The sequence below is a fragment of the Candidatus Nitrosotenuis uzonensis genome, from assembly GCF_000723185.1.
Lineage (GTDB): Archaea > Thermoproteota > Nitrososphaeria > Nitrososphaerales > Nitrosopumilaceae > Nitrosotenuis > Nitrosotenuis uzonensis.
Genome location: NZ_CBTY010000011.1, coordinates 141,778 through 167,638 on the forward strand (window position 1 = coordinate 141,778; position 25,861 = coordinate 167,638).

At 42.1% G+C, this 25,861-nt stretch carries 31 protein-coding genes and 2 tRNA genes; 18 read left to right on the forward strand and 15 right to left on the reverse strand.

The genetic code is table 11. From position 1 onward, the window contains the following. Position 1: 1 nt before the first annotated feature. On the reverse strand, positions 2–754 hold the full coding sequence (locus NITUZ_RS09005; protein ID WP_048197258.1) for a phosphoglycerol geranylgeranyltransferase: 753 nt from the start codon (positions 752–754) through the stop codon (positions 2–4). Positions 755–819: 65 nt separating this feature from the next. Here NITUZ_RS09005 and NITUZ_RS09010 point away from each other — a divergent pair, with 65 nt between their 5' ends. From NITUZ_RS09010 to NITUZ_RS09020, 3 genes are all read left to right on the forward strand, one after another. Continuing rightward, positions 820–1,182, forward strand: coding sequence for a hypothetical protein (locus NITUZ_RS09010; protein WP_048197259.1), 363 nt, complete (start codon positions 820–822; stop codon positions 1,180–1,182). 126 nt (positions 1,183–1,308) lie between these two features. Next, positions 1,309–1,866, forward strand: coding sequence for a cyclic nucleotide-binding domain-containing protein (locus tag NITUZ_RS09015; protein ID WP_048197260.1), 558 nt, complete (start codon positions 1,309–1,311; stop codon positions 1,864–1,866). Positions 1,867–1,989: 123 nt separating this feature from the next. After that, positions 1,990–2,148 carry an AbrB/MazE/SpoVT family DNA-binding domain-containing protein gene (locus NITUZ_RS09020; RefSeq protein WP_420887321.1) on the forward strand — a complete coding sequence of 53 codons (159 nt, stop codon included), beginning with the start codon at positions 1,990–1,992 and terminating at the stop codon, positions 2,146–2,148. Here the strand turns inward: NITUZ_RS09020 and NITUZ_RS09025 are convergent. Continuing rightward, the gene (locus tag NITUZ_RS09025) at positions 2,145–2,531 is read right to left on the reverse strand and encodes a hypothetical protein (protein WP_048197262.1); all 387 of its coding nucleotides are present in this window, start codon (positions 2,529–2,531) and stop codon (positions 2,145–2,147) included. The two genes, NITUZ_RS09020 and NITUZ_RS09025, sit on opposite strands and share 4 nt — an antisense overlap. Positions 2,532–3,009: 478 nt before the next feature. Between NITUZ_RS09025 and NITUZ_RS09030 the strand changes: the two genes are divergently transcribed. Then, positions 3,010–3,309, forward strand: a complete 300-nt coding sequence (locus NITUZ_RS09030; RefSeq protein ID WP_155991570.1) for a hypothetical protein — start codon at positions 3,010–3,012, stop codon at positions 3,307–3,309. Between the two features lie 12 nt (positions 3,310–3,321). Beyond that, a complete protein-coding gene (locus tag NITUZ_RS09035; protein WP_048197264.1) occupies positions 3,322–4,521 on the forward strand; it encodes a Cdc6/Cdc18 family protein in 1,200 nt (399 codons plus the stop codon). Here NITUZ_RS09035 and NITUZ_RS09040 read toward each other — a convergent pair. Then, entirely contained in the window at positions 4,518–5,948 is a 1,431-nt protein-coding gene (locus NITUZ_RS09040; protein WP_048197265.1) for a DNA-directed DNA polymerase II small subunit, read from the reverse strand. The two genes, NITUZ_RS09035 and NITUZ_RS09040, sit on opposite strands and share 4 nt — an antisense overlap. A 107-nt stretch (positions 5,949–6,055) precedes the next feature. Here NITUZ_RS09040 and NITUZ_RS09045 point away from each other — a divergent pair, with 107 nt between their 5' ends. Further along, a complete protein-coding gene (locus NITUZ_RS09045; protein ID WP_081844935.1) occupies positions 6,056–6,604 on the forward strand; it encodes a stage II sporulation protein M in 549 nt (182 codons plus the stop codon). Between the two features lie 126 nt (positions 6,605–6,730). Beyond that, a complete protein-coding gene (locus NITUZ_RS09050) occupies positions 6,731–7,567 on the forward strand; it encodes a cupredoxin domain-containing protein (protein ID WP_048197266.1) in 837 nt (278 codons plus the stop codon). On the opposite strand, the gene cbiE is transcribed toward NITUZ_RS09050, so the two are convergent. Next, on the reverse strand, positions 7,564–8,268 hold the full coding sequence (gene cbiE / locus NITUZ_RS09055) for a precorrin-6y C5,15-methyltransferase (decarboxylating) subunit CbiE (protein ID WP_048197267.1): 705 nt from the start codon (positions 8,266–8,268) through the stop codon (positions 7,564–7,566). The two genes, NITUZ_RS09050 and cbiE, sit on opposite strands and share 4 nt — an antisense overlap. A gap of 1 nt (position 8,269) precedes the next feature. Beyond that, a complete protein-coding gene (locus NITUZ_RS09060; RefSeq protein WP_048197268.1) occupies positions 8,270–8,755 on the reverse strand; it encodes a hypothetical protein in 486 nt (161 codons plus the stop codon). Positions 8,756–8,831: 76 nt separating this feature from the next. Here NITUZ_RS09060 and NITUZ_RS09065 point away from each other — a divergent pair, with 76 nt between their 5' ends. Continuing rightward, positions 8,832–10,379 carry a peptidylprolyl isomerase gene (locus NITUZ_RS09065; RefSeq protein WP_052370158.1) on the forward strand — a complete coding sequence of 516 codons (1,548 nt, stop codon included), beginning with the start codon at positions 8,832–8,834 and terminating at the stop codon, positions 10,377–10,379. On the opposite strand, the gene NITUZ_RS09070 is transcribed toward NITUZ_RS09065, so the two are convergent. Next, positions 10,371–10,784: a DoxX family protein gene (locus tag NITUZ_RS09070; RefSeq protein WP_048197269.1), complete on the reverse strand. Its 414-nt coding sequence runs from the start codon at positions 10,782–10,784 to the stop codon at positions 10,371–10,373. The two genes, NITUZ_RS09065 and NITUZ_RS09070, sit on opposite strands and share 9 nt — an antisense overlap. 59 nt (positions 10,785–10,843) lie before the next feature. Between NITUZ_RS09070 and NITUZ_RS09075 the strand changes: the two genes are divergently transcribed. After that, the gene (locus NITUZ_RS09075) at positions 10,844–11,701 is read left to right on the forward strand and encodes a class I SAM-dependent methyltransferase (RefSeq protein WP_048197270.1); all 858 of its coding nucleotides are present in this window, start codon (positions 10,844–10,846) and stop codon (positions 11,699–11,701) included. A gap of 127 nt (positions 11,702–11,828) precedes the next feature. On the opposite strand, the gene NITUZ_RS09080 is transcribed toward NITUZ_RS09075, so the two are convergent. Next, entirely contained in the window at positions 11,829–12,890 is a 1,062-nt protein-coding gene (locus NITUZ_RS09080; protein ID WP_048197271.1) for a M24 family metallopeptidase, read from the reverse strand. A gap of 101 nt (positions 12,891–12,991) precedes the next feature. Here NITUZ_RS09080 and NITUZ_RS09085 point away from each other — a divergent pair, with 101 nt between their 5' ends. The 3 genes from NITUZ_RS09085 to NITUZ_RS09095 all read left to right on the forward strand — a co-directional run bounded on the left by NITUZ_RS09085 (position 12,992) and on the right by NITUZ_RS09095 (position 15,491). Further along, positions 12,992–14,002 (forward strand): tRNA (5-methylaminomethyl-2-thiouridylate)-methyltransferase, encoded by a 1,011-nt coding sequence (locus NITUZ_RS09085; protein WP_420887322.1) that lies wholly within the window; start codon positions 12,992–12,994, stop codon positions 14,000–14,002. A gap of 73 nt (positions 14,003–14,075) precedes the next feature. After that, positions 14,076–14,354, forward strand: coding sequence for a cell division protein SepF (sepF, locus tag NITUZ_RS09090; protein ID WP_048197272.1), 279 nt, complete (start codon positions 14,076–14,078; stop codon positions 14,352–14,354). A 63-nt stretch (positions 14,355–14,417) separates the two neighbouring features. Then, entirely contained in the window at positions 14,418–15,491 is a 1,074-nt protein-coding gene (locus NITUZ_RS09095) for a hypothetical protein (protein WP_155991575.1), read from the forward strand. On the opposite strand, the gene NITUZ_RS09100 is transcribed toward NITUZ_RS09095, so the two are convergent. Continuing rightward, positions 15,488–17,425, reverse strand: a complete 1,938-nt coding sequence (locus NITUZ_RS09100) for a beta-CASP ribonuclease aCPSF1 (protein ID WP_048197274.1) — start codon at positions 17,423–17,425, stop codon at positions 15,488–15,490. The genes NITUZ_RS09095 and NITUZ_RS09100 overlap by 4 nt on opposite strands. A 7-nt stretch (positions 17,426–17,432) precedes the next feature. Then, on the reverse strand, positions 17,433–18,065 hold the full coding sequence (locus NITUZ_RS09105) for an Ntn hydrolase family protein (RefSeq protein WP_048197275.1): 633 nt from the start codon (positions 18,063–18,065) through the stop codon (positions 17,433–17,435). Between the two features lie 95 nt (positions 18,066–18,160). Here NITUZ_RS09105 and NITUZ_RS09110 point away from each other — a divergent pair, with 95 nt between their 5' ends. Beyond that, positions 18,161–19,207, forward strand: a complete 1,047-nt coding sequence (locus NITUZ_RS09110) for a sn-glycerol-1-phosphate dehydrogenase (protein WP_244443856.1) — start codon at positions 18,161–18,163, stop codon at positions 19,205–19,207. On the opposite strand, the gene NITUZ_RS09115 is transcribed toward NITUZ_RS09110, so the two are convergent. The 3 genes from NITUZ_RS09115 to NITUZ_RS09125 all read right to left on the reverse strand — a co-directional run bounded on the left by NITUZ_RS09115 (position 19,204) and on the right by NITUZ_RS09125 (position 21,702). Continuing rightward, entirely contained in the window at positions 19,204–19,926 is a 723-nt protein-coding gene (locus NITUZ_RS09115; RefSeq protein ID WP_048197276.1) for a peptidylprolyl isomerase, read from the reverse strand. The two genes, NITUZ_RS09110 and NITUZ_RS09115, sit on opposite strands and share 4 nt — an antisense overlap. A 93-nt stretch (positions 19,927–20,019) precedes the next feature. Beyond that, complete coding sequence (locus tag NITUZ_RS09120) at positions 20,020–21,165, reverse strand: pyridoxal-phosphate-dependent aminotransferase family protein (protein ID WP_048197277.1); 1,146 nt, start codon at positions 21,163–21,165, stop codon at positions 20,020–20,022. 42 nt (positions 21,166–21,207) lie between these two features. Next, positions 21,208–21,702 carry a nicotinamide-nucleotide adenylyltransferase gene (locus NITUZ_RS09125; RefSeq protein ID WP_048197278.1) on the reverse strand — a complete coding sequence of 165 codons (495 nt, stop codon included), beginning with the start codon at positions 21,700–21,702 and terminating at the stop codon, positions 21,208–21,210. A gap of 57 nt (positions 21,703–21,759) precedes the next feature. On the opposite strand from NITUZ_RS09125, the gene rtcA reads away from it, so the two are divergent. Further along, positions 21,760–22,791 carry an RNA 3'-terminal phosphate cyclase gene (gene rtcA, locus NITUZ_RS09130; RefSeq protein ID WP_048197279.1) on the forward strand — a complete coding sequence of 344 codons (1,032 nt, stop codon included), beginning with the start codon at positions 21,760–21,762 and terminating at the stop codon, positions 22,789–22,791. On the opposite strand, the gene NITUZ_RS09135 is transcribed toward rtcA, so the two are convergent. Further along, positions 22,771–23,265 (reverse strand): CopD family protein, encoded by a 495-nt coding sequence (locus NITUZ_RS09135; protein ID WP_244443857.1) that lies wholly within the window; start codon positions 23,263–23,265, stop codon positions 22,771–22,773. The genes rtcA and NITUZ_RS09135 overlap by 21 nt on opposite strands. 78 nt (positions 23,266–23,343) lie before the next feature. Here NITUZ_RS09135 and NITUZ_RS09140 point away from each other — a divergent pair, with 78 nt between their 5' ends. After that, positions 23,344–23,838 carry an LEA/WHy family protein gene (locus NITUZ_RS09140; protein ID WP_239654880.1) on the forward strand — a complete coding sequence of 165 codons (495 nt, stop codon included), beginning with the start codon at positions 23,344–23,346 and terminating at the stop codon, positions 23,836–23,838. Positions 23,839–23,852: 14 nt separating this feature from the next. On the opposite strand, the gene NITUZ_RS09145 is transcribed toward NITUZ_RS09140, so the two are convergent. Then, positions 23,853–23,926: transfer RNA gene (locus NITUZ_RS09145), tRNA-Val, on the reverse strand. Between the two features lie 101 nt (positions 23,927–24,027). On the opposite strand from NITUZ_RS09145, the gene bluB reads away from it, so the two are divergent. The 3 genes from bluB (at position 24,028) to NITUZ_RS09155 (ending at position 25,418) form a co-directional block, all read left to right on the forward strand. Continuing rightward, a complete protein-coding gene (gene bluB / locus NITUZ_RS09150) occupies positions 24,028–24,741 on the forward strand; it encodes a 5,6-dimethylbenzimidazole synthase (protein WP_048197281.1) in 714 nt (237 codons plus the stop codon). Between the two features lie 21 nt (positions 24,742–24,762). After that, a tRNA-Arg gene (locus tag NITUZ_RS10070) sits at positions 24,763–24,856 on the forward strand. A 37-nt stretch (positions 24,857–24,893) separates the two neighbouring features. Next, on the forward strand, positions 24,894–25,418 hold the full coding sequence (locus NITUZ_RS09155; RefSeq protein ID WP_048197282.1) for an NADPH-dependent FMN reductase: 525 nt from the start codon (positions 24,894–24,896) through the stop codon (positions 25,416–25,418). Here NITUZ_RS09155 and NITUZ_RS09160 read toward each other — a convergent pair. Continuing rightward, positions 25,405–25,800 (reverse strand): hypothetical protein, encoded by a 396-nt coding sequence (locus NITUZ_RS09160; RefSeq protein ID WP_048197283.1) that lies wholly within the window; start codon positions 25,798–25,800, stop codon positions 25,405–25,407. The genes NITUZ_RS09155 and NITUZ_RS09160 overlap by 14 nt on opposite strands. Between the last annotated feature and the right edge of the window lie 61 nt (positions 25,801–25,861).

The window sequence follows — 25,861 nt, forward strand, 5'->3', positions numbered from 1 at the left end:
GTTATTTCCTATTGTTTTTGAGGCTATTTGCTATTTCGGCCAGCTTTTTGAGGCTATCATTTTCCTTTTCAAGCAGTGTTCCTATGACTATGGCGTCAGCCCCAGCCTTTACAATCGTGGCCGCGGTCTTGGCATCCCTAATACCTCCACCCACGATAAGAAATCCCTTGAACACTTTTCTTACGGCCTGAATCATCTCTGGCCTGACACTTTGTTTTGCGCCTGAGCCTGCCTCAAGGTAAACAAACCTCATTCCTAGAAATTGTGCCGCAAGACAGTATGCTGCTGCTATTCCTGGCTTGTCAAACGGTATTGCCCGCGCGGATCCTACAAACCATGCAGTAGTTCCTTCACCAATTATTATGTATGCGGTTGGTAATGGTTCTAGGCCGAATTTGAGTACAGTAGGGGCTCCAAGTGCCTGAGCCTGCGTAATATAGTATGGGTTTTCTGAGTTCATAAGAGAGCTAAACAATATTGCGTCTGCCTTGGGAACCACACCAGTAACATTTCCAGGAAATAGAATTATTGGAATTTTTACGGATTTTTTTATAGTTTTTACAACCTGTGCCATCTCCAGTTGGTTAATTGCGGAGGATCCGCCCACCAATATGGCTGCCGCACCAAGCCTTTCAACATTCTTTGCAAGTTTGACCGATTCTTTCATTTTTGAAACCTCGGAATCAATCAACACGAAGATAAGACTGGCCTTTCTTTTCCTAGCCGACAGTAAGTATTGTTCTACTTTGCCCATGGGGTTGGTTTACCTATAGTGCTTTAAAGTTTAATTTAGACTGTGGTATACAGATCTGTATAGCTATGGGAGAGTTCGAAGGGTCTAATTTTAATAACATTATACGTCAAATTATAAAAAAATCATTATTTACAGAACGACAAATTGAAATTATTTTAAATCACAAGAATATCGAGCAGCTCGAGTTCAACATAAGTAAAGGAGCCTACTTTAGGCAGGTATCTCAGTCAAGGGACAAGCTCATGGGCTTGTTTTATTCCATCATACTGCTTCGGGGCCTCGGCATATTACTTCCAGATGACATTGATGTGATATCTAGGCTTGCGCAACAGGTTTCTGTGATAAAAGACAGTGATGTTTTTCCAGAAAGAGAGGAGCAAGTGATGAATGTCATAGACAAACTGGTCAGACAGGCGTGTGGAATGTGATGTATCACATTATTGCTGGCATCCGCTCTATCTAGATAGTGATTAGTGATGATGCACATGTTGACTCAAAGTGTGAAATTATGTTGTCCAATCACAATAAATCACAACATTTGTTCTCATTAAGTGATGCTAATCGAGATTCCTGACCCACAAATCATAGCTAGTGTGATTATCGCATTCGTGGTTGGTATATTCGGTATGACAATTTACAACAAAATCAGGTCATTTTCGGCCCAGAAAGGTATGGATCCTTCATATTTGTCACGCCTAGAGTATTATGAGAGGCAGTTAATCGACATGAAAATACGCATGGATGCACTTGATTTGGAAGAGACTAAGGTTCCTGCACCAGTAATCGAGAAAGTTGAGGCCGTTTTGGAGAAAAAGGTAGAGGAGCCGGTAAGAAAAGAGCCTGAAAGGCCGGTTTCAAAGCCAAGAATGCCCAATATGGACTTTAACGGCATAGCAGAACATGTGTTAGGATTAATCACAACCAAGGAAATGACGTCACGTGACATCCAAATCACAATAGGTCGAAGCCGTGAACACACATCTAGACTGATGAAGCGGCTTTTTGAGGATGGTTTGGTGGAAAGAAATACAAAAAAGAAACCATTCACTTACAAGATTACGGAAAAAGGCCGGGCCAGATTAGGAAACCTGGAATCGCCAATTACGGCCTAAGTCTACTGATATTTTTCGATCTGTTTTTCTGGATCAGTATGGTAAATTCTGGCCAGACGGTACTAAAATCTTATAATTTAATAATCTATAAAATATTAAATATCTTGAATTAATAAATTAATTATGCTAACAGAAAATGATGAGTTGGTAAAGATCACAGCAGTAGGCACAATCTCAATACCAAAGCAATTCCGTAAATACCTTGGTATACAGAAGGGTGACTATGTCAAAATCAGTTTGCAGGGCGATTCGCTAGTTGTTAGGCGGGCGACTATATCCTAGTCTGCTCTCTGTGGGATTTTTACCAGTTGGTATACCCATTCTCTACCGTTACGCAGCCTGTTAATCCTACCCTTGGTGTTAAACCTGGCCAAATAAGTCGAAATTATGCTTAGTTTTACAGGTTCGTTATACTCGTCTTCGTATTTTTCCAGTATTTCTGTAGAGGTAAACTTGCCCATAGGGAAGTATTTGTCTACTATGTGCCATATTTTGGCACCTACAGAATCCAGTTGTGGTGCCTCCTCCTGATCCTCAATATTCATCAAATCCATTAACTCGAATATCTTGAGAACTTTATCTCTAGTGATATTGCCTTCTATGTTAAAGTTGTATTTGGCACCATCTGTATCCTCCAAATCTATCCGTATCCTTTTCTTGGCCATTGTGATCGATCGTGTTAACTAGTTAACAGTTGAATTGATCCGATGATAATTGTTAACCAGTTGAGTTGTTAACATTGACTGCGTGGCTCACGCCTAACCGTTTTTAGGCTATTAACAATTACACCCACCTGAAAAACCCATATTAATTAGATTTCGTGCCTAGAGTGGAAATAAAGGGGTTGTTTTTAGGCTATTAACACTGTTAATATCGATCTTCACGCCTAGAGTGGAAATAAAGGGGTCAAATTCGGGTTTTTCCTACCCAATCTTAACATAAACTTAACAGTTTGTGAATAAACACACCCCCCATCTTTAACTAGAGACACACCTATACTTCCACTGTTCCTCTTTTCAAAATTTTTTTTAAAAAAGAAAATGAAATGAATGATTAGGTATAGGTTGTTATCAAAAACTAACATAATGATTGGAAATTATGGTGTCTCTCTATCTTTTAATGAGGGGTGTGATGGTTTTTCACATGCAGAAGGTAAACAAAGAAAAACATCAAGCGGCCCTGGAAGAAAAGATAAGAGAATTAGAATTGGAAGGATGGCGTGTTGTTAATCTACATGGAAAGTCACCTGATGCAATAGCAGTAAAGGATGACCGTATTGTTGCAGTTGAGATCCTAAAAAAAATAAAAACTGAGAGAAAGAACCCAGAGCTGGCCAAAAAGAAAGGCAAGTTCAAATGGACATTTGCAGGCGGGTTTACACTTACTAGTAAAAGGTCAAATTATGATATGTTTGATGATGTTATCTTTGGTTTCTACAAATAGGTGTGGGAGTAATTGAGTAACGATCCGGTTGACAAATTATTGGATAACGCAATACAAGGAAACTCACTACTCAAGGATAGAAGCGTCCTGCAGACAAAATTCGAGCCTGAAGTAATTTTGCATAGGGATGCAGAGCTAGCCAAGGTAACCCAAGCACTATTACCGATATTGAAGGGAAGTAGGCCATCAAACCTGCTAATATATGGCAAACCAGGAACGGGCAAGACCTTGGTAGTTTCCAAAGTACTCTCAAAAATAGAAAAAAAAGTCCAAGACAGCAAATTTCCAATCAAATTCATCTATGCAAACGCCAAAGACGAGACTACGATTTACGGTCTGCTGGTTCACCTTGGCTCAAAACTAGGTATAGAATTACCCACGACAGGCCTATCAATTAGCATCGTATTCACTAAAATCATAGATACCATAAAACACAATTCCATAAACGCCATATTCGTAGTCGACGAGATAGACTATCTGGCCGAGCTTGCATCAAAGACAGGAAAGGACATACTTTACAATCTTACAAGGGCAAACGAGAGGCTCAAAGAGGGGGGTTCATTGACCCTTATCGGCATATCAAATCTACTTACCTTCAAGGAACGTCTGGATCCTAGAGTAATCAGTAGCCTCAGCGAGGAGGAGGTGGTCTTTACCAATTATTCAGTTGATCAGATAAAACAGATTCTTGCGGAGAGAATCAAGTCTGCCTTCATAAAAGATGCGGTAGGCGAAGCGGCCCTAAATCTCTGCGCCGCACTGGCAGGCCAAGAGCACGGCGACGCAAGAAGGGCCATCGATCTGCTGCGTGTTGCAGGCGAGCTGGCAGAACGAGAACAGGCAAATCACGTGACAGAAGAACACATCCGACGAGCAGCACAGAAAATGGAGGAGGACAAGGAATTCACAGCACTCAACTCATACCCACTGCATGAAAAGCTGCTAATAGTTGCAGTGATGAGGAGCAACGGTGCCGCAACGGGCGAGGTATATCACACATACAAGGAGCTCTGCAAAACGATAAGACAGAAGGAGGTAACCCAAAGAAGGGCCACTCAGATACTAAGCGATATTGAGCTCTCTGGACTTATCACAGGAAAGATCATCCATCAAGGTATGCATGGAAGGACGAAAAAATACAACCTTACAATCCAACCTGAAACCGTCAAGAAGGCGTTTCAGAATGACATAATTTTAGCAGATATACTCTAAATTGCCTTTGGTACAAAATCCTTGGTGTAGACCTTGAACGTCTTTAGATTGACCAAAACCGCAACTGCCGACGTTGGAGTTACTCCTACCCCAGCCTGAAATGGAGTCTGTGACTGCCAAGCACCAGAGTTTACAAGTAACACGCCCCTGTACAAATCCAATCCTATTACATGAACGTGTCCTGTGTGAAAGATATCGGGCACATCATCTATTACCATCAAATCCTCAAGCTCAGGCGCAATCGGAGTTTGTGCCCCGTAAATTGGGCTCAGATGCCTTGCCTTCAGAAGATACTGCATGACCTTTGCAGGATTATCGTAGCTAAGACCCGGGGTTGTCTTTACTATGTCATCTATACTCTGTCCGTGGAATATGAGCACTTTGACACCGTTTAGCGAGATCATTGCAGGGTTGCCAACCATGAAAAAGTTCCTGCGGCCCCACATATCATGACTGTATTTTGCTGGTATTGCAGGCTGTGGTAGCGCGCGCCTACCAGGATCGTGATTTCCAGGCGAAACGAACACTTTGATGTGTTTTGGTATCTTATCAAGCGCCTCAAAGAGCATCTTCATCTGAGTTGCCGTATCTGGAGCCACAAGCTCTTTATCCTGATTAGGATAGATACCTACGCCGTCGATAACATCCCCACCAATAACTACGAATCTTACTTTGCGCGCTATGGGGTCTTGGCTTGAAAGCCACGAGATCATCTCGGAGAACTCTCTTTCCATAAAATACTTGCTACCTATATGCATGTCTGACAAAAACAATGCATAAGCCTCAGTCCTTGAGCGGTTGGGTGCATGATCGGGGATATCTGGCAATATTATATCCTTGACGATAAAGCCGCCATTCTTACTTGCCACTATTTTTTCCATGACAAACTGGTCCATGAGCAATGAAGCTGCGACATCTTTTAGATTCTCATCTAACACTATAGTTTCAATTAGACCCGTGTTGTCCTCAAGCGTGATTCTGGTTACATTTCTATCCGTTTTTCTATCTGTAACAAGCCCGCATACGTAGACCTCGTCCTTTGATTTGACAGACATGACTGCAGAGATCTGCTTTAGCATCTTTGATTCAGGCCTGTTCGAGACTATTTTCTTTAATTTCGAAAACCTGCTGGCAAAAAGGGCGTTAAATCCTGCAACGCCTTCGGCAGAGGCAATTTTGGGCGTGGGATCAAAGATAATCTCATGGTCAGAATCAATCACTTCGTCCTCAGATATGCCCAAAAATACTTCCAAATCCTTTTGTGAGATAAGATAGAGCCGCTGCTTTTCCTTCTCTCTAACTACCTGCTTGATTATGTTTTCCAAATCCTTGACATCAATCTGCTCTAAAACCTTGAGTGCATCTGGATGAATTTGGAATCCCTTGTTTAAGGCAAAATCAAGCGCAGCCCCTACATCTTTTATCATAACACAAAATCACTCAAACAAGTTTTAATTAAATCTGTAGCAGTGTTTTACCCTGCTGATTTTCTTCCAAGCAACAGACTCAAATAAGCTAAACCAAGAGCGTGGATGTGCTAAAGAAAAGAATACTGTATTTTTTTGTATTCCTAGGTGTCTTTTCAGCAGCCTTTTCGCTCGGTGCAGAGATGGAGGTTCCTGAAGAAGAAGCACAGATCTTTCTGGACGAATTCAACAAACTCCTGACTGCACTACAGACAGGCAACTTTGGATTTGAGATCTTCATGCACAATACTGAGATCGCACTTGCAATGTTTATACCAGGATTTGGAATCGGGTGGGGGATTTTCTCAGCGTTTTCTACAGGCTTTGCCTTTGCGGCGCTTGCAACCACTGCACCGTTTCTGGCCCAAATCCCGCCCCTTGCCCTGATCTTTGCTACTCCGTTTGGAATAATGGAGCTTGCTGCATACTCGATTGCAATGTCGCGCAGCTTTCTGCTAATATTGGGCCTTTTCAAGAAAATGCCAATCAGGCAGCAGATAAAACCACTTCTAATTGAAATCGGAATAGTGGTTGGACTTTTGCTTGCAGGAGGAATAATCGAGGCGTACATGATTGAGACCTTCTCCGAATCTAACGGCCCACTCAGGATAAATTAGGCGTAATTCTGCCTTGATAAAATTTAGCAGATTGGACAAAAATAATTTGGTAGTAATCTATAAACAAAATCACATCATCAATATATTGTGAAATTATATCTTATCGCAACACTGTTTTTAATAAGCATGGCAGTGATTCTGTCGTACCAGCCGGCAGAGGCGCAGATTGCTGCAAATAAAGCATACTCACTTACAGGCAACGGCTTTGCGGTCTCTGAACGGTCTATCACCGATACTAACATTGAGCTCATTTTCACATCAGGACAGAAGAAAACAAATGTAGATCTTTCATTATCTAGCATGCTGTTTGCCACTGACGGAAAAGAAATGACCATCTCAGGATTTAGTGGCACGGCGCTGCGGAACGGGCAAATAATCACGATAAGCTCTACTGCAACTGGTACCGATGGAAAACAATACTCACTCAAGGCACTTGGAAGGCTTGTCGGTAAAACCACAACAGACTCGATATACACCATATCTGGAACTCTTACTGATCCTTCTAGAAAATCAACAAAGCTCTTTTACACTGCAATGATCTCCGAATTTGCAATCGCTCCAACCCAGACTACGCAGAAATCAGACGTGGTCGTAAAAATATTGAAGGGAGCTGCAAACCCAGAAGATCGGACCTACGTAGACCAACAAGCTGGATTCAGTTTTAGATATCTCTCAGAGGATAGATTGACAATACCTCCTGGAACCAAGATCACGTTCATAAACGAGGATACACAATCACATTCGCTGGAAAGTGGCACTGCCAATTACAACTCAAGAAAAAAGACGTTTACTTCGGATGGCAAGATCTCAAGTAGTGAAATCCTACCGGGAAGATCGTGGACAGTAACATTTGATGAACAGGGATTTTACAGGCTATTTGATAAAAAATACCAATGGATAGACATGACGATCTTCGTTATTGATAGCTCCAAGGTCCAGTCTCCAAAGACCCAGATTAACTAGTCTTTGAAATTGATGTATGATTCCAACTTCGTCTGATTAATGACCATCACAGACAGATCCGAAAACTCTCTTCCCTCTAGCTCTTGGACGGTACCAACAAACTCGGTTTCTTTTTCAGTGGTCAAAAACTCGTAGACATGCACTTTTAATCTCGATGTGTCAAAGCCGTTTCTTTTCAAGTATTTTGCAATTTCTGATTGCATAAAGTGTTTTTCCGGCATCCTTGGCCATGGTCTTGGAACCAACACAACACTGTACCCGTCAATTAACGCCTTCTGGAGATCGAGTTTTTTGTCCTCAATCGACGTGGTTACATGCATGGTTATCACTCTGGACTTGTCAAGTGGAACCTGAGATCTTGCCGCCGCCACCTGCACGGCACTAACTCCTGGAACTATCTGGATCTTGCCGAAAATCTCAACTAACCTGTCGACCACTTCGGATTCTGAGAAATTAACATCGCCTGTAAACGGAATTACCAGCTTCTTTTCCCCCAGATTTCTTGCAACCTTCTGGTATGTGTCCTCCTGATCCTTCATAGTCACCTCATAGACTTCCTTTCCACCAAGGAGCGACTCTATTGTTTTGAGTGTATACTTGTAACCTATGACAACATCGCAATTTTGTATAATGTCTTTTACAATTTCTGTCACATACTTGCTGGATCCAGGTCCGACGCCAACGGCAAAAACATTTGTCAATCTAGTGTGTAACTCCTTTTTCCCGTATGTACTGCACTATGGGTTTCCAGTCAACCTTGAGAAACTTGATCGGGTCTCTTATTGGATAACCTACCCAATCCCTTACAATTGATAACTCAAAACTCTTTTCTTTCTCGCCATCTCGAATCTTGAGATTCAATACACTCCCCCAAGACTTTTCCTCAGAATCAACTGATATGACATCTGTTAACAAAAACACCTCGTTCTTTTCATTCTGTATATCTTCTTGCAGATTTTTCTCGTCATATCCGTCATGGATTAGCATAGTGTCTGGGGACTTCATCAGTATTATTGCCTGTCTCTGAACTGCCGCCTTCCACCACTTCATCTTTGCCTCAGTTTTTGATATGAACATGACGTGTTTTGTAGTGACAAGCAGCATGCATTCCTTTCCCCTTGAGAAAAGCTTCTTTTCTTTGCGCCAGACGGAAAGAAGATGGGCCTTTATTTTTTCATCTACATCCATTCATTTTAGTCTGAATCAAAACTTGTTAAAAACTAACCCAATTAGCTTTTATTTGAGACTAAAAAACGACCACTTGTTGAAACTAGGCATAGCAGTAATTCCGATCTTGCTTATTGTATTACTTGCTGTACCACAAGCATTTGCAGAGACTCGTATATCTGACAAGGTGGTGGTATTGCATACTCCGTCTGGAGAGATGGTAATTGAGCTTTTTCCTGATGATGCACCTGTGACAGTTGAAAATTTCCTCAACCTCACAGAACACCAATTCTATGACAGAACGATCTTTCACAGGGTGATCAAGGACTTTATGATTCAGGGAGGCGACCCAAAAACAAAACCTGGTGCCTACAAAAAAGTGGAAGAGTGGGGAACTGGTGATGCCGGTTACTTGATTCCCGGGGAATTTAACAACATAATGCACAAGAGAGGAATAGTCTCAATGGCAAGGGGGCTTGATCCTGACAGCGGAAGCTCACAGTTCTTTATCGTGCACAAGGACTCTCCACACCTTGATAGAAACTATGCAGCGTTTGGAAGATTAGCTACAAACTCTAGCTATGCCACACTTGATAAGATTGCCAATTTAGAAACTGGAGGCCAGGCAACTAACGACATACCTCTGAACTGGGGGCAGGGTGAGATCCTAAAAGCCGAGGTAAAACAAAGATCAGAGATTCCTGATCTGCTTGATCTTGGAGAACCACAAAGAGTCGACACTCCATCAGAGCAGATGCCACAAAAATATTCTAATGAAAAACTGGGAATATCATTTGATGCACCAGCTGGTTGGCTTGTACAAGAACCACCAAAAAGAAACTCACAAACACCTGATATTGTAGCTGTTGGCTCAAAAATCGGCGGATTTACACCGGCGATCTCTGTATCCATACTTGATGCTAATGGCACGTCAATTACCGACTATGCAGAATCCATTAAAAAATCACTAAAACCTGCAATTGAAGCAGGCACGGTAAAGATCATAAGCGAAGAGAGCTCCACTATCAACGGCAACGAAGCATTCATCAGATATGTTGACGGAAATTTTGACATGGACTCAGGACTTATCAACGTAAAATTCAAGGAAGTAGTTATCAAAAAAGATGACAAATTCTACGTGCTGACCTACACCAATAGCGAAAATGACTTTGCAAAATCCGAACCAAAATTTCAGGCAGTAATCGACACATTCCAAATATCCACATCCTATGCCACACCACCAACAAAAACATCAGATGAGAAGAACGGTGGGTGTCTCATCGCCACGGCAGCATACGGAACAGAAATGTCGTCCCAAGTCCAGATGCTCAGAGAATTACGCCAAAACGTCCTGTTTTCCACTGGCTCTGGAACTGCCTTTATGACTGCATTCAACCACATTTACTATTCGTTCAGCCCAACAATTTCTGACTTGGAGCGACAAAGCCCACTTTTCAAGGAGCTCGTAAGGATAACAATCACCCCTATGCTATCCACACTATCCATTCTAAGCTACGCTGACGTGCACTCTGAACAACAAGTCATGGGCTATGGAATTGGAATAATATTGCTCAATATCCTGATGTATTTTGCATTGCCTGCAATGCTGCTGGTAAAACTGAGATCATCTAAGAAACTAGTGTAGAAATCTTGGAATTCTTTTTACCACGTGCGATATTGACGCCCTTCCGGGGCCTGAAGCTATTACTAGTAGACAACACGCAAGAATAAGCAAGTCTAGCGCATATCCTCCCTGACCCGTAAGACTCTGGGCTCCCTTTACATGGAAGATGGCTCCAAGCATGATGATTGAAAGCAGCGATGCCGAGATTCTGCTCAGAACTCCAACTGCCAGTAGAATCCCTGAAACTACCTCTGCTAGCGCTATGGGAATCTGCATCTCGGGCGGAAGCCCTATGTTGGTAAGAAATCCGACAAAACCTTCATTGAATTTGCCCGAGCCCTGTACGATAAAAATTACGCCTACTGCCAATCTTACTCCCAACTGTGTGATATCGTGCAGCTTGCCTCCCTTCAGAGTTGCTTCCATAATGCATGATCAGGTTTTACGATATAATAAAGTCTGTCTTACGTCTAGTGTTAGAGAATATGGCAGGACTCAAGACACGTAAGCTCTATACTGAATACAAAAAAAGACTGATAAAAACTTGGAATGAAATCGCACCAAGATATCATCGGAGGTGGGCAAAAGACGGCGTAGGCCCATTCAAGAGTACCGACGAAATTATAAAATTGGCACAAATCCGTCATGGCGACACTGTACTTGATGTTGCATGCGGTACTGGAGCTGTAACAAAAAAAATCCTCTCAAAAATTGGCCCGCAAGGACGTGTAGTAGGAATTGATAGCTCTCAGACCGCAATATACATAGCAAAAAATTATGTCAAAAACAGAAGCGCGGATTTTATTATAGCTGATGCAGAATGTATTCATTTTAATGAAAAGTTTGACAAGGTAACATGTCAATATGCACTATTTTTCTTTCCAGACTCACAAAAAGTACTCAGAAACATAAAACGTTGTATGAAAAATAACGGAACGCTTGCATTGGCAGTTCATGGAAATGGTAATACGGTACCATTTTTTAGCAGCATTGTTGATGTGGTCACAAAGTTTATCCCCGATTACCTGCCCAAGGGCGCTCCATCCCTTGATAGGTTCGGAACAATACAGGAACTAAAAAGGGAAGCAGCAAAAGCAGGATTTTCAAACATCAAAATCATGCAATATCAATACAAATACTCACCTGGAACATTTGCAGAATATTGGAAAAACTACCTGCGGTATCTTGCGACTCCGCTAAAACAAAAGATATGCGAACTGGAAAAAAAAGACCTTAAACAAATGAAAGAAGAGATCAGAACAAAAACCCTACCTTTCACAAAAAAAGACGGCCGGATCGTCTTTCCATGGAAGGTGCTCATACTTGTTGCTAAAAAACCATAAGAAGAATGTTGGGAGGTATTTTCCGTTTTAATGGAAGCACACACCCAACAATGACTCCACTAATAACATCATTGTTGCAATTATAGTTAGATTGGTGTATGTGAAAAATGAACGACCATCGAACAGCCTAAACTATAATCAAATCTTTTGTAAACTTGTGCAAGACAAGAGGCCTGTCCCTTACAATCACAGAATCCTCAATACGCACACCGAACTTTTTGGGAATGTAGATTCCAGGCTCAACTGTTATTGCCATATTATTCTGCAAGATGACTTGGCTCTTTTGACTGATTGTTGGGAATTCATGCACTTCAAGTCCGATTCCATGACCTGTAGAATGAATAAAGTATTGGCCAAATTCTTTTTTGTTGATGTATTCTCTGCATGCATCATCAACAGCTTTGCAGGAAATTCCCGGCCTTACAGTCTTGAGTCCTGCACTTTGAGATTCCTTGACAATTTCATACGCCTGCTTTGCTATCTCGCTTACTTTACCAACACCAAATGTTCTAGTCGCATCACTTACATATCCTTTGTATCTTAGGGTAAGATCAACTACTACCAGATCCCCTTTGACAAACTTTCTGTCTGTCACTTGTGCATGCGGTAATGCCCCATTCGGCCCCCCTGCAATTATTAGCGGATTGAGTGTTGAGCGATACCCAGTGCTGAACATGCCGTGCTCGTTCGCAAACGACATTAACATGGATTGCAGCTGCGACTCCTTTTGCCCTACGTACATCTTATCTGCACATACCTCATACATCTGATCAATGATTTTTGATGCTTTTTTGAGGATCGTGATCTCTTTTTCGTCTTTTATCTCTCTGGCACGATAGAATGGCTCAGTAGAATGTTTTATACTGGGAACCGATTTACGGAGCAGTTGCATAGTAGTGTATGATTGACAGTCGGTGCAGATCTTTTTGCCCTTTATTCTAGCAATCAGAGAGGCCACAAGGCCAACTCCGCGCTCTGCTGTAACTACCTGACAATCAACTGACTCCTTTTTTGCTCGCCCTACCTCAAGCTCGGGTGCAATTATGGTGGTTTTGCCAGCCTCTAAAACACCGATCGCCTCGCCCCAAAATCCTGTCATGTAAAATAGGTTTTCAGGCTCAAATGTGACTAAAACATTGCAATTTACATCGGCTGCGTACTTTAGCAGCCTTTTTCTTCTATCACGCACAGTTAATCTGAAAAAGCGGCCGGATTAATGTTTTCATACTGTCTTCAGAACAATTATGTACTTTGCAAAGTTTGTATAATGGCGATCAAATCTTTTCAATGTTGGAAGAAAAAAAGAAAGTTGTCGCACTGCTCTCTGGCGGACTAGACAGCCAGCTTGCCGTAAAAATGATGCAAAGTCAAGGATTTGAAGTGTCCGCCGTTGCGATCAAGACCCCTTTTTGTGATTTTGATTGTGGTAGGGGATGTGGATTTGAGATAAGGGAGAGGGCCGACTCACTAGGGGTCGATCTAAAGACAGTATATCTTGGAGATGAATATATCGAAATGCTAAAACATCCAAAACATGGCTTTGGCGCCGGAATGAATCCATGTATTGATTGCAGAGCAATGATGTTCAAGGCCGCAAAAAAACACATGGAGGAGATTGGCGCCGAATTTATCATATCTGGAGAAGTGTTAGGACAAAGACCAATGAGTCAACACGGACCCGCATTAAGAACCATAGAGAAAGAATCTGATCTTGAAGGCTATATCGTACGACCCCTGTCTGCAGCATTACTGCCAAAAACAATCCCAGAAGAGCATGGTCTGATAAAAAGAGAGAATCTTGGAATGATCAAAGGCAGATCAAGAAGAACACAACTTCAACTTGCAAAAGAGTTTGGAATAGAAAATCCTCCTAACGCAGGTGGGGGATGCCTCTTGACTGACCCCGCATTTGGAAAACGCGCAAAAGATCTTCTTGCTCACGTGGAAAATCCTACCATCAACGACATTGATCTGTTAAAAATCGGTAGACACTTCAGATTAGATGAAAAAACGAAACTGGTTGTTGGACGAAACAAAGACGAGAATGAGATGATCAAAGCTCTTGCACTTCCAAACGATTTGATATTTTATGCAAAGGATCATATGGGGCCCACAGCAGTACTGCGAGGAGAAAACGTGCAAACATTTGCACAACTTTGCGCATCAATAACACTAAGATATTCTGATGCGCCAAGGGAATCCACTGGCATAGTTGTAGTCGAAAAAAACAACGGCGTAGAAAAATTAGAGATTTCTACAATCGGTGCACAAGAGCAAGACTATCTGCCCCTTCGAGTTTAGGAACAAAAGCCACATATTAGGTTCATAACCGATGCGAAAGACTTTTTGAGGGAGTAGATCGCATCATAATTGGATGCAAAAGCAGGAAAGCCCAACTTATCTGAAAGCAATCACAATTCGTGATCCGAGCGATATCCATTCAATCAAAGAGGACATGAAAAAAAACATGATACTCATCCTCCGGGTCACACCGCTGGCACAAAAAGATGTCGAGCAGCTCAGAAAGCTAGTTGAAGAACTTTATGCGCAAGCAAAAAACTACAACGCAGACATTGCAAGATTGGGAGAAGAGCGAATCATAGTGACTCCTCCGGACGTCAAAATATGGAAACCAGAATACGATCTAAAATAATATTAAAATGATTCGCATAATTTCTACGTGTCTTTAATTATGCATACACAAGGAACTTTCGCATTGAAACAACTTCTCATAGCAATAAGCGTGCTTGCTATATTCTCAATCGGCACTACAAACAAATCTTTTGCAGAGCTAGATACATCAAAGCTCTCTATTATTCAAAACTGCGAGAAGATCTACCCAGATCTTGACAAGCTTGGCAGGGAAAAATTCCAACAAAGACATCTTTACAACAAGGATCTGCGAAGCTGTCTTAAACTGTATAATGACATAGCATGGGGTTCCACCGATCCTGATCGCCTAGAAAGACTTGCGTCCGCACTAGATGCGCCATTGGTGACAAAAATAATCAGAGATCGCACAAGCGAAAGCGAGGGAATACCAAAATGGATCAAAGATGACGCCACAAGATGGTATCAGGGAAAAGAAAGAGATAACATTCTTTCGTACGGAATACGCCATATGATAAATTCCAACATAATACCAGTCCAACAGATCCTATCACACTCAATTACGTGCAGCGATATGATCTGTCTTACATACAATGATTACATGACGTACTCGATCTCTGAAACCAACAAAGAGACAGTTGTGGTAAAACATACAGTCCAACAGGTAAGCTCATCGTTACTGATAGTCTCTGATCAAATAACAAAGAAAGCAAAATCCACAGAATTCTTCCAAATAAACAAGGAAGGCCTTGTTCAGGAAACCCAAAAATGCTGTATCTATTACCAGTTTGCACACAAAGTACCGCTTGAAGTAGGCTCAAAGGTAAACTCGATAAAAGAGCTCACTGTAACACATGAGATACTCTTCCGTTACAAGGACATACAAAGACCGGCATTTATTGCCAAGGATAGTACCGGATACTACCAAGAAGTTATCGATAAGGAGACAGGCATAGTGCTATTCTCAAAAAATCAAGATAACATAAGAAAAGTAACCAAGACCGCTACACTTACCGATACTAACGCCTTTTCAAAAAACATCAGAATAGAATACGAAGACATGAAAATTCCACCTTGGTTCAGAAACACGGTAAAATGGTGGAGTCAAGGACAAATCTCGGATACAGAATATATTTTGAGCCTGAGCTATATGATAAAAAACAACATCTTGAGGATCTAAAACAGCTTGATGGCCTCTTGGACCTGCGGGTAATGGGCTGGTACCCTGAACATTCTACGTATGTTCATAGCTAAGTTCTCGCATTTTCTTCGCTCTCCATGGTTAACCAGGACACGTCTAAGCTTCGGTCTGAGCTTGTGCACGAACGAGAGAAGTTGATTGTAATCACTGTGGCCTGAAAAGCCATCAAGCTTTATCATGGAACAATTCACGTTTACAACTTCCACCTTGCCTTCTCGGCCAAGCATTGAGACTTGTTTTGCTCCGTCCAAGACCCTGCGTCCAAGCGTTCCGTTAACTTGATAGGAAACAAATATGATCTTGTTCTTGTTTCCTGGCGCAATGTTTCTGAAATATTCAAGAACTGGGCCACCTTCAAGCATTCCAGAAGTTGCCAAAATAATACACGGGGTTCCATCCCTTAATGGCTCTTCACGTGCATCGGAATGCTCGATATTTGTAAAGTATTCTGAATCAAATGGATTATCATCAGTTTCCAAAATCTTCTGTCGCAGCTCCCTTGCTAAATATTCTGGGTATGATTCATGAATGGCGGAAGCCTCGGAGATCATTCCCTCCATGAATACAGGAGCCTCAACCATCTGGCCTGCCTTCATGTAGTGATCTATTACCATCATTATTTCTTGTGCTCTTCCTACAGCAGGAATTGGGATGAGTACCTTGCCCCCATCTACCAGCGTGTTGTTTACCGCATTAATGAAAGCCGACTCTACTTCCTGCCTTGTAGGCTGCACGTCCTCCCTTGCACCATAAGTGCTCTCTATGAGCAAGGTTTCAACACGTGGAAAATTCCATGAGGCACTCTCAAACAAAATACTCTTGCCGAACTTTAGATCACCAGTGTAGACAAAATTATGATCACCATTTCCAATGTGGAAATGACATGTGGCCGAACCTAATATGTGTCCGGCATTTGAGAAAACCAATTTCATATCGGGCGCTATGTCAGTTACTGTTCCATATGGAATAGTTATGGTCTGTTTCATTATCTGTTTGACATCTCGCTCAGCATAAAGTGGGGCTCTACCTTGCGCAGATGCTACTTTAATTGCATCAAGCTGAATCAAATTCATCATGGGCAATGTGGGCTCCGTACAGTAAATTGGCCCCTTGTATCCATACTTGCACAAAACAGGAAGAAACCCGGTATGATCAAGATGTGCGTGACTGATCACGATTGCATCAATTTCGTCAAGAGTGAGATTTGCCCAGTCCAACCTTGGAAAAGATTCTGCCGGGGTACGTGCTCCCGGGTTTACACCGCAGTCAAGGAGAATCTTGCTCTCAGGAGTTGTTAAAAGCATGCAAGACCTTCCGACCTGGCCGAATCCGCCCAAAGTCAGAAGCGAGACTTCTGACTTTTGTGCAAGTCTTGGTCTGAATATGTTCTCCCCTATCTGTTTGAGGTGTTTTGCCCTGTCTGATGAGGAGACCTTTAGATTGTAATTGATAGCCTGAATGGTACTTGACTGGATGCTTGTTGCCTTCCTTATGCGGAGGCGCCAACCCGCGGCTTCTGTGACTTGCGCCACATTAAAAGCAGGATTGTTGTGCAAAATCCACGGCCTTTTTACTTCTACTGACACCTCGCCTGTTGCATTATCAAAGAAAGTTCCGGCAAGCTCTGCCTCCTTTGGAAGCGCCTTTGCGATTATCTGCCTTGCCTCCTCTTCTGTCTTTCTTATCGATTCTTCGGTTCTTACCACAATTCGCTTTTTGATTATGTTGACAAGATCCGATATAATCTCATTGTGTTCCATGAGGTATAGCGGTGACTTTGTGTATAATGCGATGCGCGGCCCCTCGTAATCTATCTTGGAGACTTGGGCCTCTTTTGGGATACTCTGCAGTATGGTTGCCATTACAGTTTGGGCTGATGAATGTGCTTCCTTTTCCTGTTGTTTTCGTTGCATTAAATCACTACAATGCGATTATGGCTTTCTTCTGCTCTCTTGTCAAGAGGCGGAATCCGTCCTTGTCTATGATTGCGACATTGATACCATCGCCAGTACCAATATTCCTCACTATTGCCGCCTTGACAGCGCGCAACGCAATAACTTTGGCTTCTTCTACCTTTAGGTTATCAGTGTATTCGTCCTCTAACAGTCCATATGCCACGGGAGATCCGCTACCGGTCGTAACATAGGATTTTTCTTCCACAGAACCGAACATGTCCACATTTATGAGTGCAGGACCCGTACTGTCGTAACCTCCAATTAGGATATCTGCAATGAAAGGATATCCTCTGTTCTGGTGGAACAGAAGGGAGCAAAGTCTTGCAAGCGTCTTTATCGGAATATCTTCGTTTTTCTGAACTTTGTGTATGTTTGAATGGTATCTTAGAACATCCGTGATGTTTTGTGCGTCAGCCACGCCGCCAGCCATTGTCATGCCTGCGTGTCTTGCAATCTGCTGTACTTTCATAGTGTTGTTGTTTGCAATAAAATAGCCTGCACTTGCACGCATATCTGCACACAAGACCACGCCGTCTGATGCCTTGATACCTACAGTGGTCGTTCCGTGTAGAATCTTCTCTTCTATGTTAGATGACAAATAAAATCTCCTAGATAGTCTGAAGAGGTTTATCCCCTTTTAAATAACTTTTTGTTCTCAGGGAAGTTGATAAGGAGTAAAACAACAGGCACCATATGCCTAATACTCCATCACACACAATGGAGCTTCCGCGCCTAATTGTGGTAGGCGAAAAGAACATCATACAAATAGGCAAATTCCTAAAATCTTTGGATTCTCCTTCCAGAGCCTCGATCATAGCTGGCAAGCACGTCCAGAAAATCATACAAAAGAAAATCAAAAAATCGCTTGCAAACTCGAAAATTCACAACTTCTGGCATGTGCCTGAGGGCAATGATGAAAAATCAATTATCACAATACAAAAAAAAGTTAGATCTGATAGAAGTGATATTATAGTAGGAGTAGGCGGAGGCCGTTCCGTTGATGTTGCTAAAATGATCGCGTTTAGCTTACACAAACCATTTGTCTCAGTACCTACTGCCGCATCTCATGATGGCATTGCAAGTCCGTTTGTATCCGTCCGCGGTGAAAAACCGCATTCCATAGTGGCAACTGCACCGCTAGGCGTTTTCGTTGATATTGACATAATAAAAAAAGCACCACGCAGACTTTTTGCAAGTGGATGTGGAGATCTTGTTGCAAAAATTACTGCAGTACGTGACTGGGAGCTTGGCCGGGATAGAACTGGTGAATACTATGGCAGATATTCAGCAAACCTGGCATCGATGAGTGCAAAAATACTTGTGGAAGCAGTAGAAAAACACAAAGTCCCTGATACAAGAGACGTGGTAGAAGCACTGATTAGTGCTGGGGTGGCATCCTGTATTGCAGGAAGCAGCAGACCCTGCTCTGGCTCAGAACATCTGTTCTCTCATGCACTTGACAAAATAGCCCCAAACGTGGGACTGCATGGAGAAAAATGTGGAATAGGCGCAATACTTATGGCAAAACTGCAGGGGCAAGACTGGAAAAAAATTGTGGCCACCTTGAAGAACGTTAATGCTCCGACCACAGCAAAACAAATTGGCCTGAAAAAAGAACACCTAGCTCAAGCACTCGTTATAGCACAATCGCTAAGACCTCAAAGATACACCATTTTAAAAGAAGTTGTTATGACTGAAAAGAAAGCACTAGATCTTGCCAGAGTTACAGGAGTAATCTAGGATTTGTTTTCTGTTGGCTGAGCTGGTTTTTCTACCTTTTTGTTACTGTAACTTTCTATAAAGTTGATTTTTTCAAGCGTAGGAATGAACTTGAAAATGTCAGTCTGAATAAAATGTTTAATTATCCTCAGGCCTTCAGCACCGAAAATCTCCTCAGGTATGGTTACATCCAGTATGTTTCCGTTTAGTTTTGATACTATCTTAGAGTCCTCGACTGGCATGTGGCGTTTCAATATGGCTGATATTTTGTCCTCGTTTGTCTCAAGGGATTTTAGCACATTGACATCATACACGATTGTCTTTCCGGCAAATCTGTGGTTAAAGTCCACCTGCACCCTACCTGATCCGATAAATCTGACAATTCCTGTTCGCTGATCCACCTCGATTACATCTCCTACTGATACTTTTTCGGCATCTTCACCGAGTTTGCGGAGTGGGATCATTCTCACCTTGCCTGGGTCCCTCTCGCCAAATCCTTTCTCAGGTGTAACATCTACAGTAATTTTGTCGCCAGGTTTTGCGTTAGCAAGAGCCTCGTCTAATCCCTTTATGACCCAAGACTCGCCTACAGAGACAAGCTTTGGTTGGTACTTTACATTTGCCTCAAATATGGAATGTTTTTTTGCATCGTCTGCAATCGTGGTTTCAAAGACCTCATTTGTGTCCTTTACCTTTGCAGTGTAATCAATTAAGATTAGTGAGCCTTTAGCCAAAGTCAACGCGATCCATCCTCGAATTTCCTAATATTAAGTTAAGGTGAAATAACACTCAAACTGGAACCATCGCAATTATCCTGAATATGTCGGGGCGTTTCAGAGTGATTTGAGTTTGTCTTCAGCAATCTTTAGGGCCTCCACCGAGTTTGTCTTGTAACCCATCATATCCAATGTGGAACCTATTGCCGATATAGTTCTCATGACATGATATCTGTGGACCTCTCCCATGCATCCTACTCTGAATACCTTGCCTTTGAGATTGCCAAATCCTCCTGCTACTAGAACACGGAATTTGTTTGCAAGTGTGTTTCGGAATGTTTTGTCTTCAAGACCTTCAAGGTAATTGAGCGCCACAACTACTGTGGATCTTGCATCCTCTTTTGCAAAGGGTGTAAGTCCTATTGCACTAAGTCCAGAATACAAAGCATCAGAACATATTCTGTGCCTTCTAATCCTCTTATCAAGCCCTTCCTCCAAAATAACATTCATTGCTTCTCTATATGCATACAAAAGCGGCAGAGCTGGTGTAAACGGTGTGTGCTTTGCCTCCTCGTAATATTTGAAGTATCTTGAGAGGTTAAAGTACATTGTCTTTGGCGGATTTTGTTCCATGTACTTTTTTGCGCGGGGGTTTACTACAATAGGTGATATTCCAGGCGGTGCAGCAAAGGCCTTTTGTGCTCCCGTCATGGCTACATCCACTCCCCATTTGTCCATGGGGAACTCTTCACCGCCTACAATTGATACTCCATCTACAACATAGTAAGAATCATTTCTTGCCGTTAGATCCTTGATTTTATCCAAATACTTTATCATGGTGCCAGTTGAGGTCTCGTTCCATACACAGTAAAATGCCTTGACATCCTTGTTGTTATCAAACGCAGCCTTGACCTGATCGAAGGTTGCATTCTCTCCTGGCTTTGTCTCAAGCTTTATCACGTTTGCACCTGCCCATTCTAGCATCTGGGCAAGCCTTCCGCTAAACTCTCCGTTTACTGGTATGATGACTTTGTCTCCATTCTTGATAAGATTGATAACGCTTGCTTCTACAGCTCCAGTTCCGGAAGCCGATAGCAACACTGCCTCGCCATTACTTTGAAAAACTTTTTTTGTACTTTCTACAGCATCTTCGTATAATTCGACAAAATCGTCACTTCTGTGATTTATCATGGGCGTGAACATAGCACGCATTACTCGTTCTGGCACGTTTGTTGGACCTGGAAGCATCACTAAATATTCCAAATAAGTTCGCCTGATGGGTTGTTTTGGCGGCCGTATTTATAACTACAGGTTTTTCAGTCTCTGTGGAGCATTAATTTTTAACAGCACTCTCTTGGTTCCATCCGGGACAAGATCATCCCATTTTTGCCCGGCAGCTATCTTTTCACGTATGTCAGTTCCAGAAAGAATTTCTCTCTGTTTGAGTGGAACTGGTACCACCTTGATGCCGCGCTTTGCATACAGTTCCTGTGTAAATTCATCGTTTGAGAATACTATATCGTATGTAGGTATGATCGAGTCCACATGGAAAGTCCACCTGGAATGATCATTTACGTCAGGCACGTAATAGATTTGAATCCTTCCCTTATCGGCTGCATCAAGTGAGGAAAGTATCATCTCTTTTCTCTCATCTGCAGTGAACGGGTTTCTCTTTTCATTGAATTTGTTTGAGCTACCAATGCCTATTGAGAGGTGATCCACGTTATCTAACGCAAACTTTACTGCAGCTAAATGCCCGAGATGAAATGGCTGAAATCTGCCTATCAAAAGACCGTTCATGCAGTCCTTGATTGCAATTCATTTAAAAAACTATCATGAAATCGAAAATAGCAAACAATGAACATCCTTGAAATTGATGGATCCTTTGGAGAAGGGGGCGGGCAGATTCTGCGCAGCACTCTTAGTCTTGCATGCATTACATCCACACCAATCAAAATAAAAAACATAAGAAATAACAGAAAGATGCCAGGCCTGCAAGCACAGCATCTTACTGCAGCAAAAATTCTTGCTAAAACATGTAATGCAAAAACGGATGGACTGCATCTTGGTTCTACATCACTTACATTTGTTCCAGGACAAATGCAGGATGTTTCGATTTCGGAAGACATAGGAACTGCAGGGAGCATTTCTCTGATTTTGCAGGCTGTGATACCAGCTGTTGCCTTGGCAGGAAAAAAACTGCACCTTCAAATCAGAGGAGGTACTGACGTGCCATGGAGTCCAACCTCAAATTATACCAAATATGTTGTTGCAGAAGCGTATCGAAGAATAGGAATTGATTTTACAATGAAAATAGAGCGCCGTGGATACTATCCAAAGGGCGGAGGACTAGTTGAGGTAATCGCATCGCCTGCCAAGACAGTTTTTCCCATTTGCCTTCAACAAAGAATGCAAAAAGAAGCGCGCATTATATGCAGCTGCACAGAGCTTACCGGTACTATTGAAAAATCCATCAACACTGCAAAGAATATGCTGGAACAAAATGGTTTTTCGGTTCTAATAGAAACAGCTCAGGAGAAGGCGGCCAATAGAGGTGGCTCTGCACTTGTATTTTCTTCAGACCCAAATTCAATCAATGGTGCAGATGAGCTTCTTGATATTCACAATGAAGACAAATTTACATCAAGATCCGCTATGACATTCATAAATTCTGATTTGGGGGCTGATGTGAATCTCTCTGATATGTTGGTAGTACCCTTGAGTCTTTGCAACGAGATGTCAATTTTCACCGTAAAAACCATATCAAAACATCTTGAAACAAATCTTTACATCACATCAAAAATTCTCGGCTGCAAATACGGCATAGGTAAAATTGATGGCGGGTATGAGGTAAGACTTCAGGGCATCTCAAATGCCCGCATCAAGTAAAGCGGCCACAAACAATATGGCAATGGAGATTACCACGGTTGTCTCCCCTACTATTATGATCTTTTTTCGTAATTTGGCAATCTGCACTTCTGAAAGCTGTTTTTGAACTATCTTTTGCTCTACTTCTTTTCGTATTATCCTAACATGAGCACCAAATGATATTAAAAGTGCAATGACCAAAATTATCTTAATGACAACCATGATCCCATAGCTTGTTGATAGAAGAAAATCAGGCCTGAGTATCATCTGGTGCACGTTGAATATGCCAGTGGCAATTAAGATAACCAAGGACGGTATGGCTATCTTGTTAAAACGTCGACCCGCTTTGATCATTATCTGCAATCGTTCCTCGACAGTTGGAGCCATTGTCTTTAAGAGCGGAGCAAAAACTATTGCGATAAATAAGGAACCACCAACCCAGATTGCCGCACAAACAAGGTGAATCCAAGTAATGATAGCCTGTTCGAGTGCCAACAAAGCACTGCGTTGGCTTTCAAATATTATCTATTGCAATGGAACGTTTTTTAGTTGTATGAATTTGATTACAAATGATTGGTTTCTCAGGGCAGAATGATAATTTATGCAGCAATAGCAGCACTATTAGCAATGCTTGGCGGTATAACCTGGTATGCAAGTCTTGATAATCCGAAACTTGAGATGGCCGAGCTCAGCTTGGGACAGGTAAAGATAATCAACGTAAACAGCATTGAAAACCGCGCAAATCTTGAGGTTGGACTGAAAATAAGAAATCCAAGCGATAAACCATTCACTGTTTCACATATTGATTATGAATTGTTTGCAAACGGACAATCATTGGGCAAAGGACAGTACTCTGCACAAGATATTCCAATGCCTGGGAGAGCTATATTCAGCTCAAACGCAGAAATCGAACTTCCCAGCATATTCGCACTAGTTCCTACACCTGCAACTTCGGAACTTTACACGGCAATAATTAGCGGCCAGCCAGTTCAATACACTGTAAAAGGTATTATGGTAGTGGAATCGGCATGGAGCCTGGTCGAAAAGCCGTTTGACACATCGCAGTAAATAAAAAATTAAGGTGGGCCGAGAGAGATTCGAACTCTCGATCACCGCCGTGTCGAGGCGGTATCCTAACCAACTAGACTACCGGCCCAATGAACTACAAGACTTGGTGTCTACATTATTAATCTTGGTTCTGTTTATTGCATGCAAAAACTGAATCTTTAAACTACAACTGTAACATGATATAGTAAATTGAGTGATTTTTCAAACCAAGAAAAGTCTGGCCTCTATAAGGCGATCTACACCAGACGCGATGTAAGATCTCATTTTGTACCAAAACCCATTGACGATGAGGTGTTAGCCAGAATTCTGAACGCCGCACATCACGCTCCTTCTGTAGGATTCTCACAGCCGTGGAACTTCATACTAATACGCGACCCTAAAACCAAATCACTGGTAAAAGAGTCATTTGAGCAAGAGAAAATCCGATCATCTGAACAAGTTGATGAACAAAAAAAGGAAAAATACCTCTCGCTAAAACTACAGGGAATTATGGAATCTGATATCAACATATGCATTACATATGATCCTAGCAGATTCGGCCCGTTTGTAATAGGCAGATCAAGCATACCAGAAACTGGAATCTACAGCGTTTGTTGCGCAGTACAAAACTTGTGGCTTGCTGCAAGATCGGAACAAATAGGAGTCGGCTGGGTTAGTATACTCTCAAATGAAGCACTCAAGCAAATACTCGGACTTCCAGAACACATAGTTCCAGTAGCATACTTGTGCTTAGGGCACGTCAATGAATTTGCAGAAAAACCTGATCTGGAGACCGCCAACTGGCTTCCACGCCTTGAACTCAAAGATGTTGTATATTTTGAGACTTGGGGTCAAACACATAGTCCAGCCTGGAACAAGATACACGATCTGGTTCGTACTAACCTTGATTACGCTTTTAAATGAACGACAGGTGAGTTTTTGCAAGGGCTTGTAGCGCAGAGTCATTATTGACGCGCAACATGGATAGCGCGGCAGCCTCCTAAGTTGCAGGTCGAGGGATCGAAGCCCTCCAAGCCCGCTTTTAATTTAAATACAAAAACAAATTCTTGAAATTCGTGAAAATATTAGTAATTTCTGGCAGTCCAAGGAAAACAGCAAACACACAAGTCATGATGAAGTTTGTTTACGAATATGCAAAATCTAAAAATCCTGATACAAAGTTCGTCAATCTCTCTGAAGGCGGAATCGACTATTACCGTGGCCCAAACGAAAATTACTCGCAAACAACGATGCAAGCTGCAAAGGATATCATGGAAGCTGATGTCTGGCTTGTTGGCTCGCCGATTTACAACTCGTTTTTCAGCTCTGCACTGAAGAATCTGTTTGAATTTATAAACTACAAAAGCACCGCCGGAAAGACAGCAGGCCTTGCTATATTAGCGTCAGGAAATATCGGCTTTACTAACGTACAGACGTTACTGACGCAATTAATGAGTTATTTCCGCGTGGTAACAAATCCAAAGGCAGTTTACATGACTGCGGATATGATACAAGATGGGCAGATTACAGATGAAGAACAAAAAACACGACTAAAAGAACTAGTGGATGAAACTATACTTTTAGCTTCTAGGCCGAAGTAGAACCCTTATCCAAATACACGACTTTGAATATTTTCACTACGTAGTCGCCTTCAAAAATCTTAGTTATCTTGCCATTTGTTACATCAACTACCCTGAATCTGTACTCATAACTGCCATCGTCGTTCACATCAGTCTGTGCAAAATGAACTGCTTCTCCATTCTTGAAGAACTGAATTATAACAGGATGCCCTTCGACAGGATTTGCAATCTTACCCTCTACAAAGCCCCATGGTAGCCTGTTATTAGATGGTGCATGGAACTGCGTAATGGTTTTCTCAAGTCCGATCTCTGAATTAAGCGGCATGATTGTAGTTTCCGCAAATGCAGATGCCGACAATGCTGCAACAAGAACCATACTTGCAAGCGCGGCCTTTAAAATCATCAGCAATCATTTCCGTCAGTCAAATATTAAGATGACGTATCAATTATTCTATACATGAATG

What these genes read in the sequence shown, in the direction of transcription:
- NITUZ_RS09010 (WP_048197259.1), top strand. Translation starts at nt 820, where the DNA reads ATGGGAGAGTTCGAAGGGTCTAATTTTAATAACATTATACGTCAAATT.
- NITUZ_RS09160 (WP_048197283.1), bottom strand. Translation starts at nt 25,800, where the DNA reads ATGATTTTAAAGGCCGCGCTTGCAAGTATGGTTCTTGTTGCAGCATTG.
- sepF (WP_048197272.1), top strand. Translation starts at nt 14,076, where the DNA reads ATGCAAAAGCAGGAAAGCCCAACTTATCTGAAAGCAATCACAATTCGT.
- NITUZ_RS09070 (WP_048197269.1), bottom strand. Translation starts at nt 10,784, where the DNA reads ATGGAAGCAACTCTGAAGGGAGGCAAGCTGCACGATATCACACAGTTG.
- rtcA (WP_048197279.1), top strand. Translation starts at nt 21,760, where the DNA reads ATGAACATCCTTGAAATTGATGGATCCTTTGGAGAAGGGGGCGGGCAG.
- NITUZ_RS09015 (WP_048197260.1), top strand. Translation starts at nt 1,309, where the DNA reads ATGCTAATCGAGATTCCTGACCCACAAATCATAGCTAGTGTGATTATC.
- NITUZ_RS09020 (WP_420887321.1), top strand. Translation starts at nt 1,990, where the DNA reads ATGCTAACAGAAAATGATGAGTTGGTAAAGATCACAGCAGTAGGCACA.
- NITUZ_RS09060 (WP_048197268.1), bottom strand. Translation starts at nt 8,755, where the DNA reads ATGGATGTAGATGAAAAAATAAAGGCCCATCTTCTTTCCGTCTGGCGC.
- NITUZ_RS09005 (WP_048197258.1), bottom strand. Translation starts at nt 754, where the DNA reads ATGGGCAAAGTAGAACAATACTTACTGTCGGCTAGGAAAAGAAAGGCC.
- NITUZ_RS09025 (WP_048197262.1), bottom strand. Translation starts at nt 2,531, where the DNA reads ATGGCCAAGAAAAGGATACGGATAGATTTGGAGGATACAGATGGTGCC.
- NITUZ_RS09075 (WP_048197270.1), top strand. Translation starts at nt 10,844, where the DNA reads ATGGCAGGACTCAAGACACGTAAGCTCTATACTGAATACAAAAAAAGA.
- NITUZ_RS09100 (WP_048197274.1), bottom strand. Translation starts at nt 17,425, where the DNA reads ATGCAACGAAAACAACAGGAAAAGGAAGCACATTCATCAGCCCAAACT.
- NITUZ_RS09110 (WP_244443856.1), top strand. Translation starts at nt 18,161, where the DNA reads ATGCCTAATACTCCATCACACACAATGGAGCTTCCGCGCCTAATTGTG.
- NITUZ_RS09040 (WP_048197265.1), bottom strand. Translation starts at nt 5,948, where the DNA reads ATGATAAAAGATGTAGGGGCTGCGCTTGATTTTGCCTTAAACAAGGGA.
- NITUZ_RS09050 (WP_048197266.1), top strand. Translation starts at nt 6,731, where the DNA reads ATGGCAGTGATTCTGTCGTACCAGCCGGCAGAGGCGCAGATTGCTGCA.
- NITUZ_RS09030 (WP_155991570.1), top strand. Translation starts at nt 3,010, where the DNA reads ATGCAGAAGGTAAACAAAGAAAAACATCAAGCGGCCCTGGAAGAAAAG.
- NITUZ_RS09125 (WP_048197278.1), bottom strand. Translation starts at nt 21,702, where the DNA reads ATGAACGGTCTTTTGATAGGCAGATTTCAGCCATTTCATCTCGGGCAT.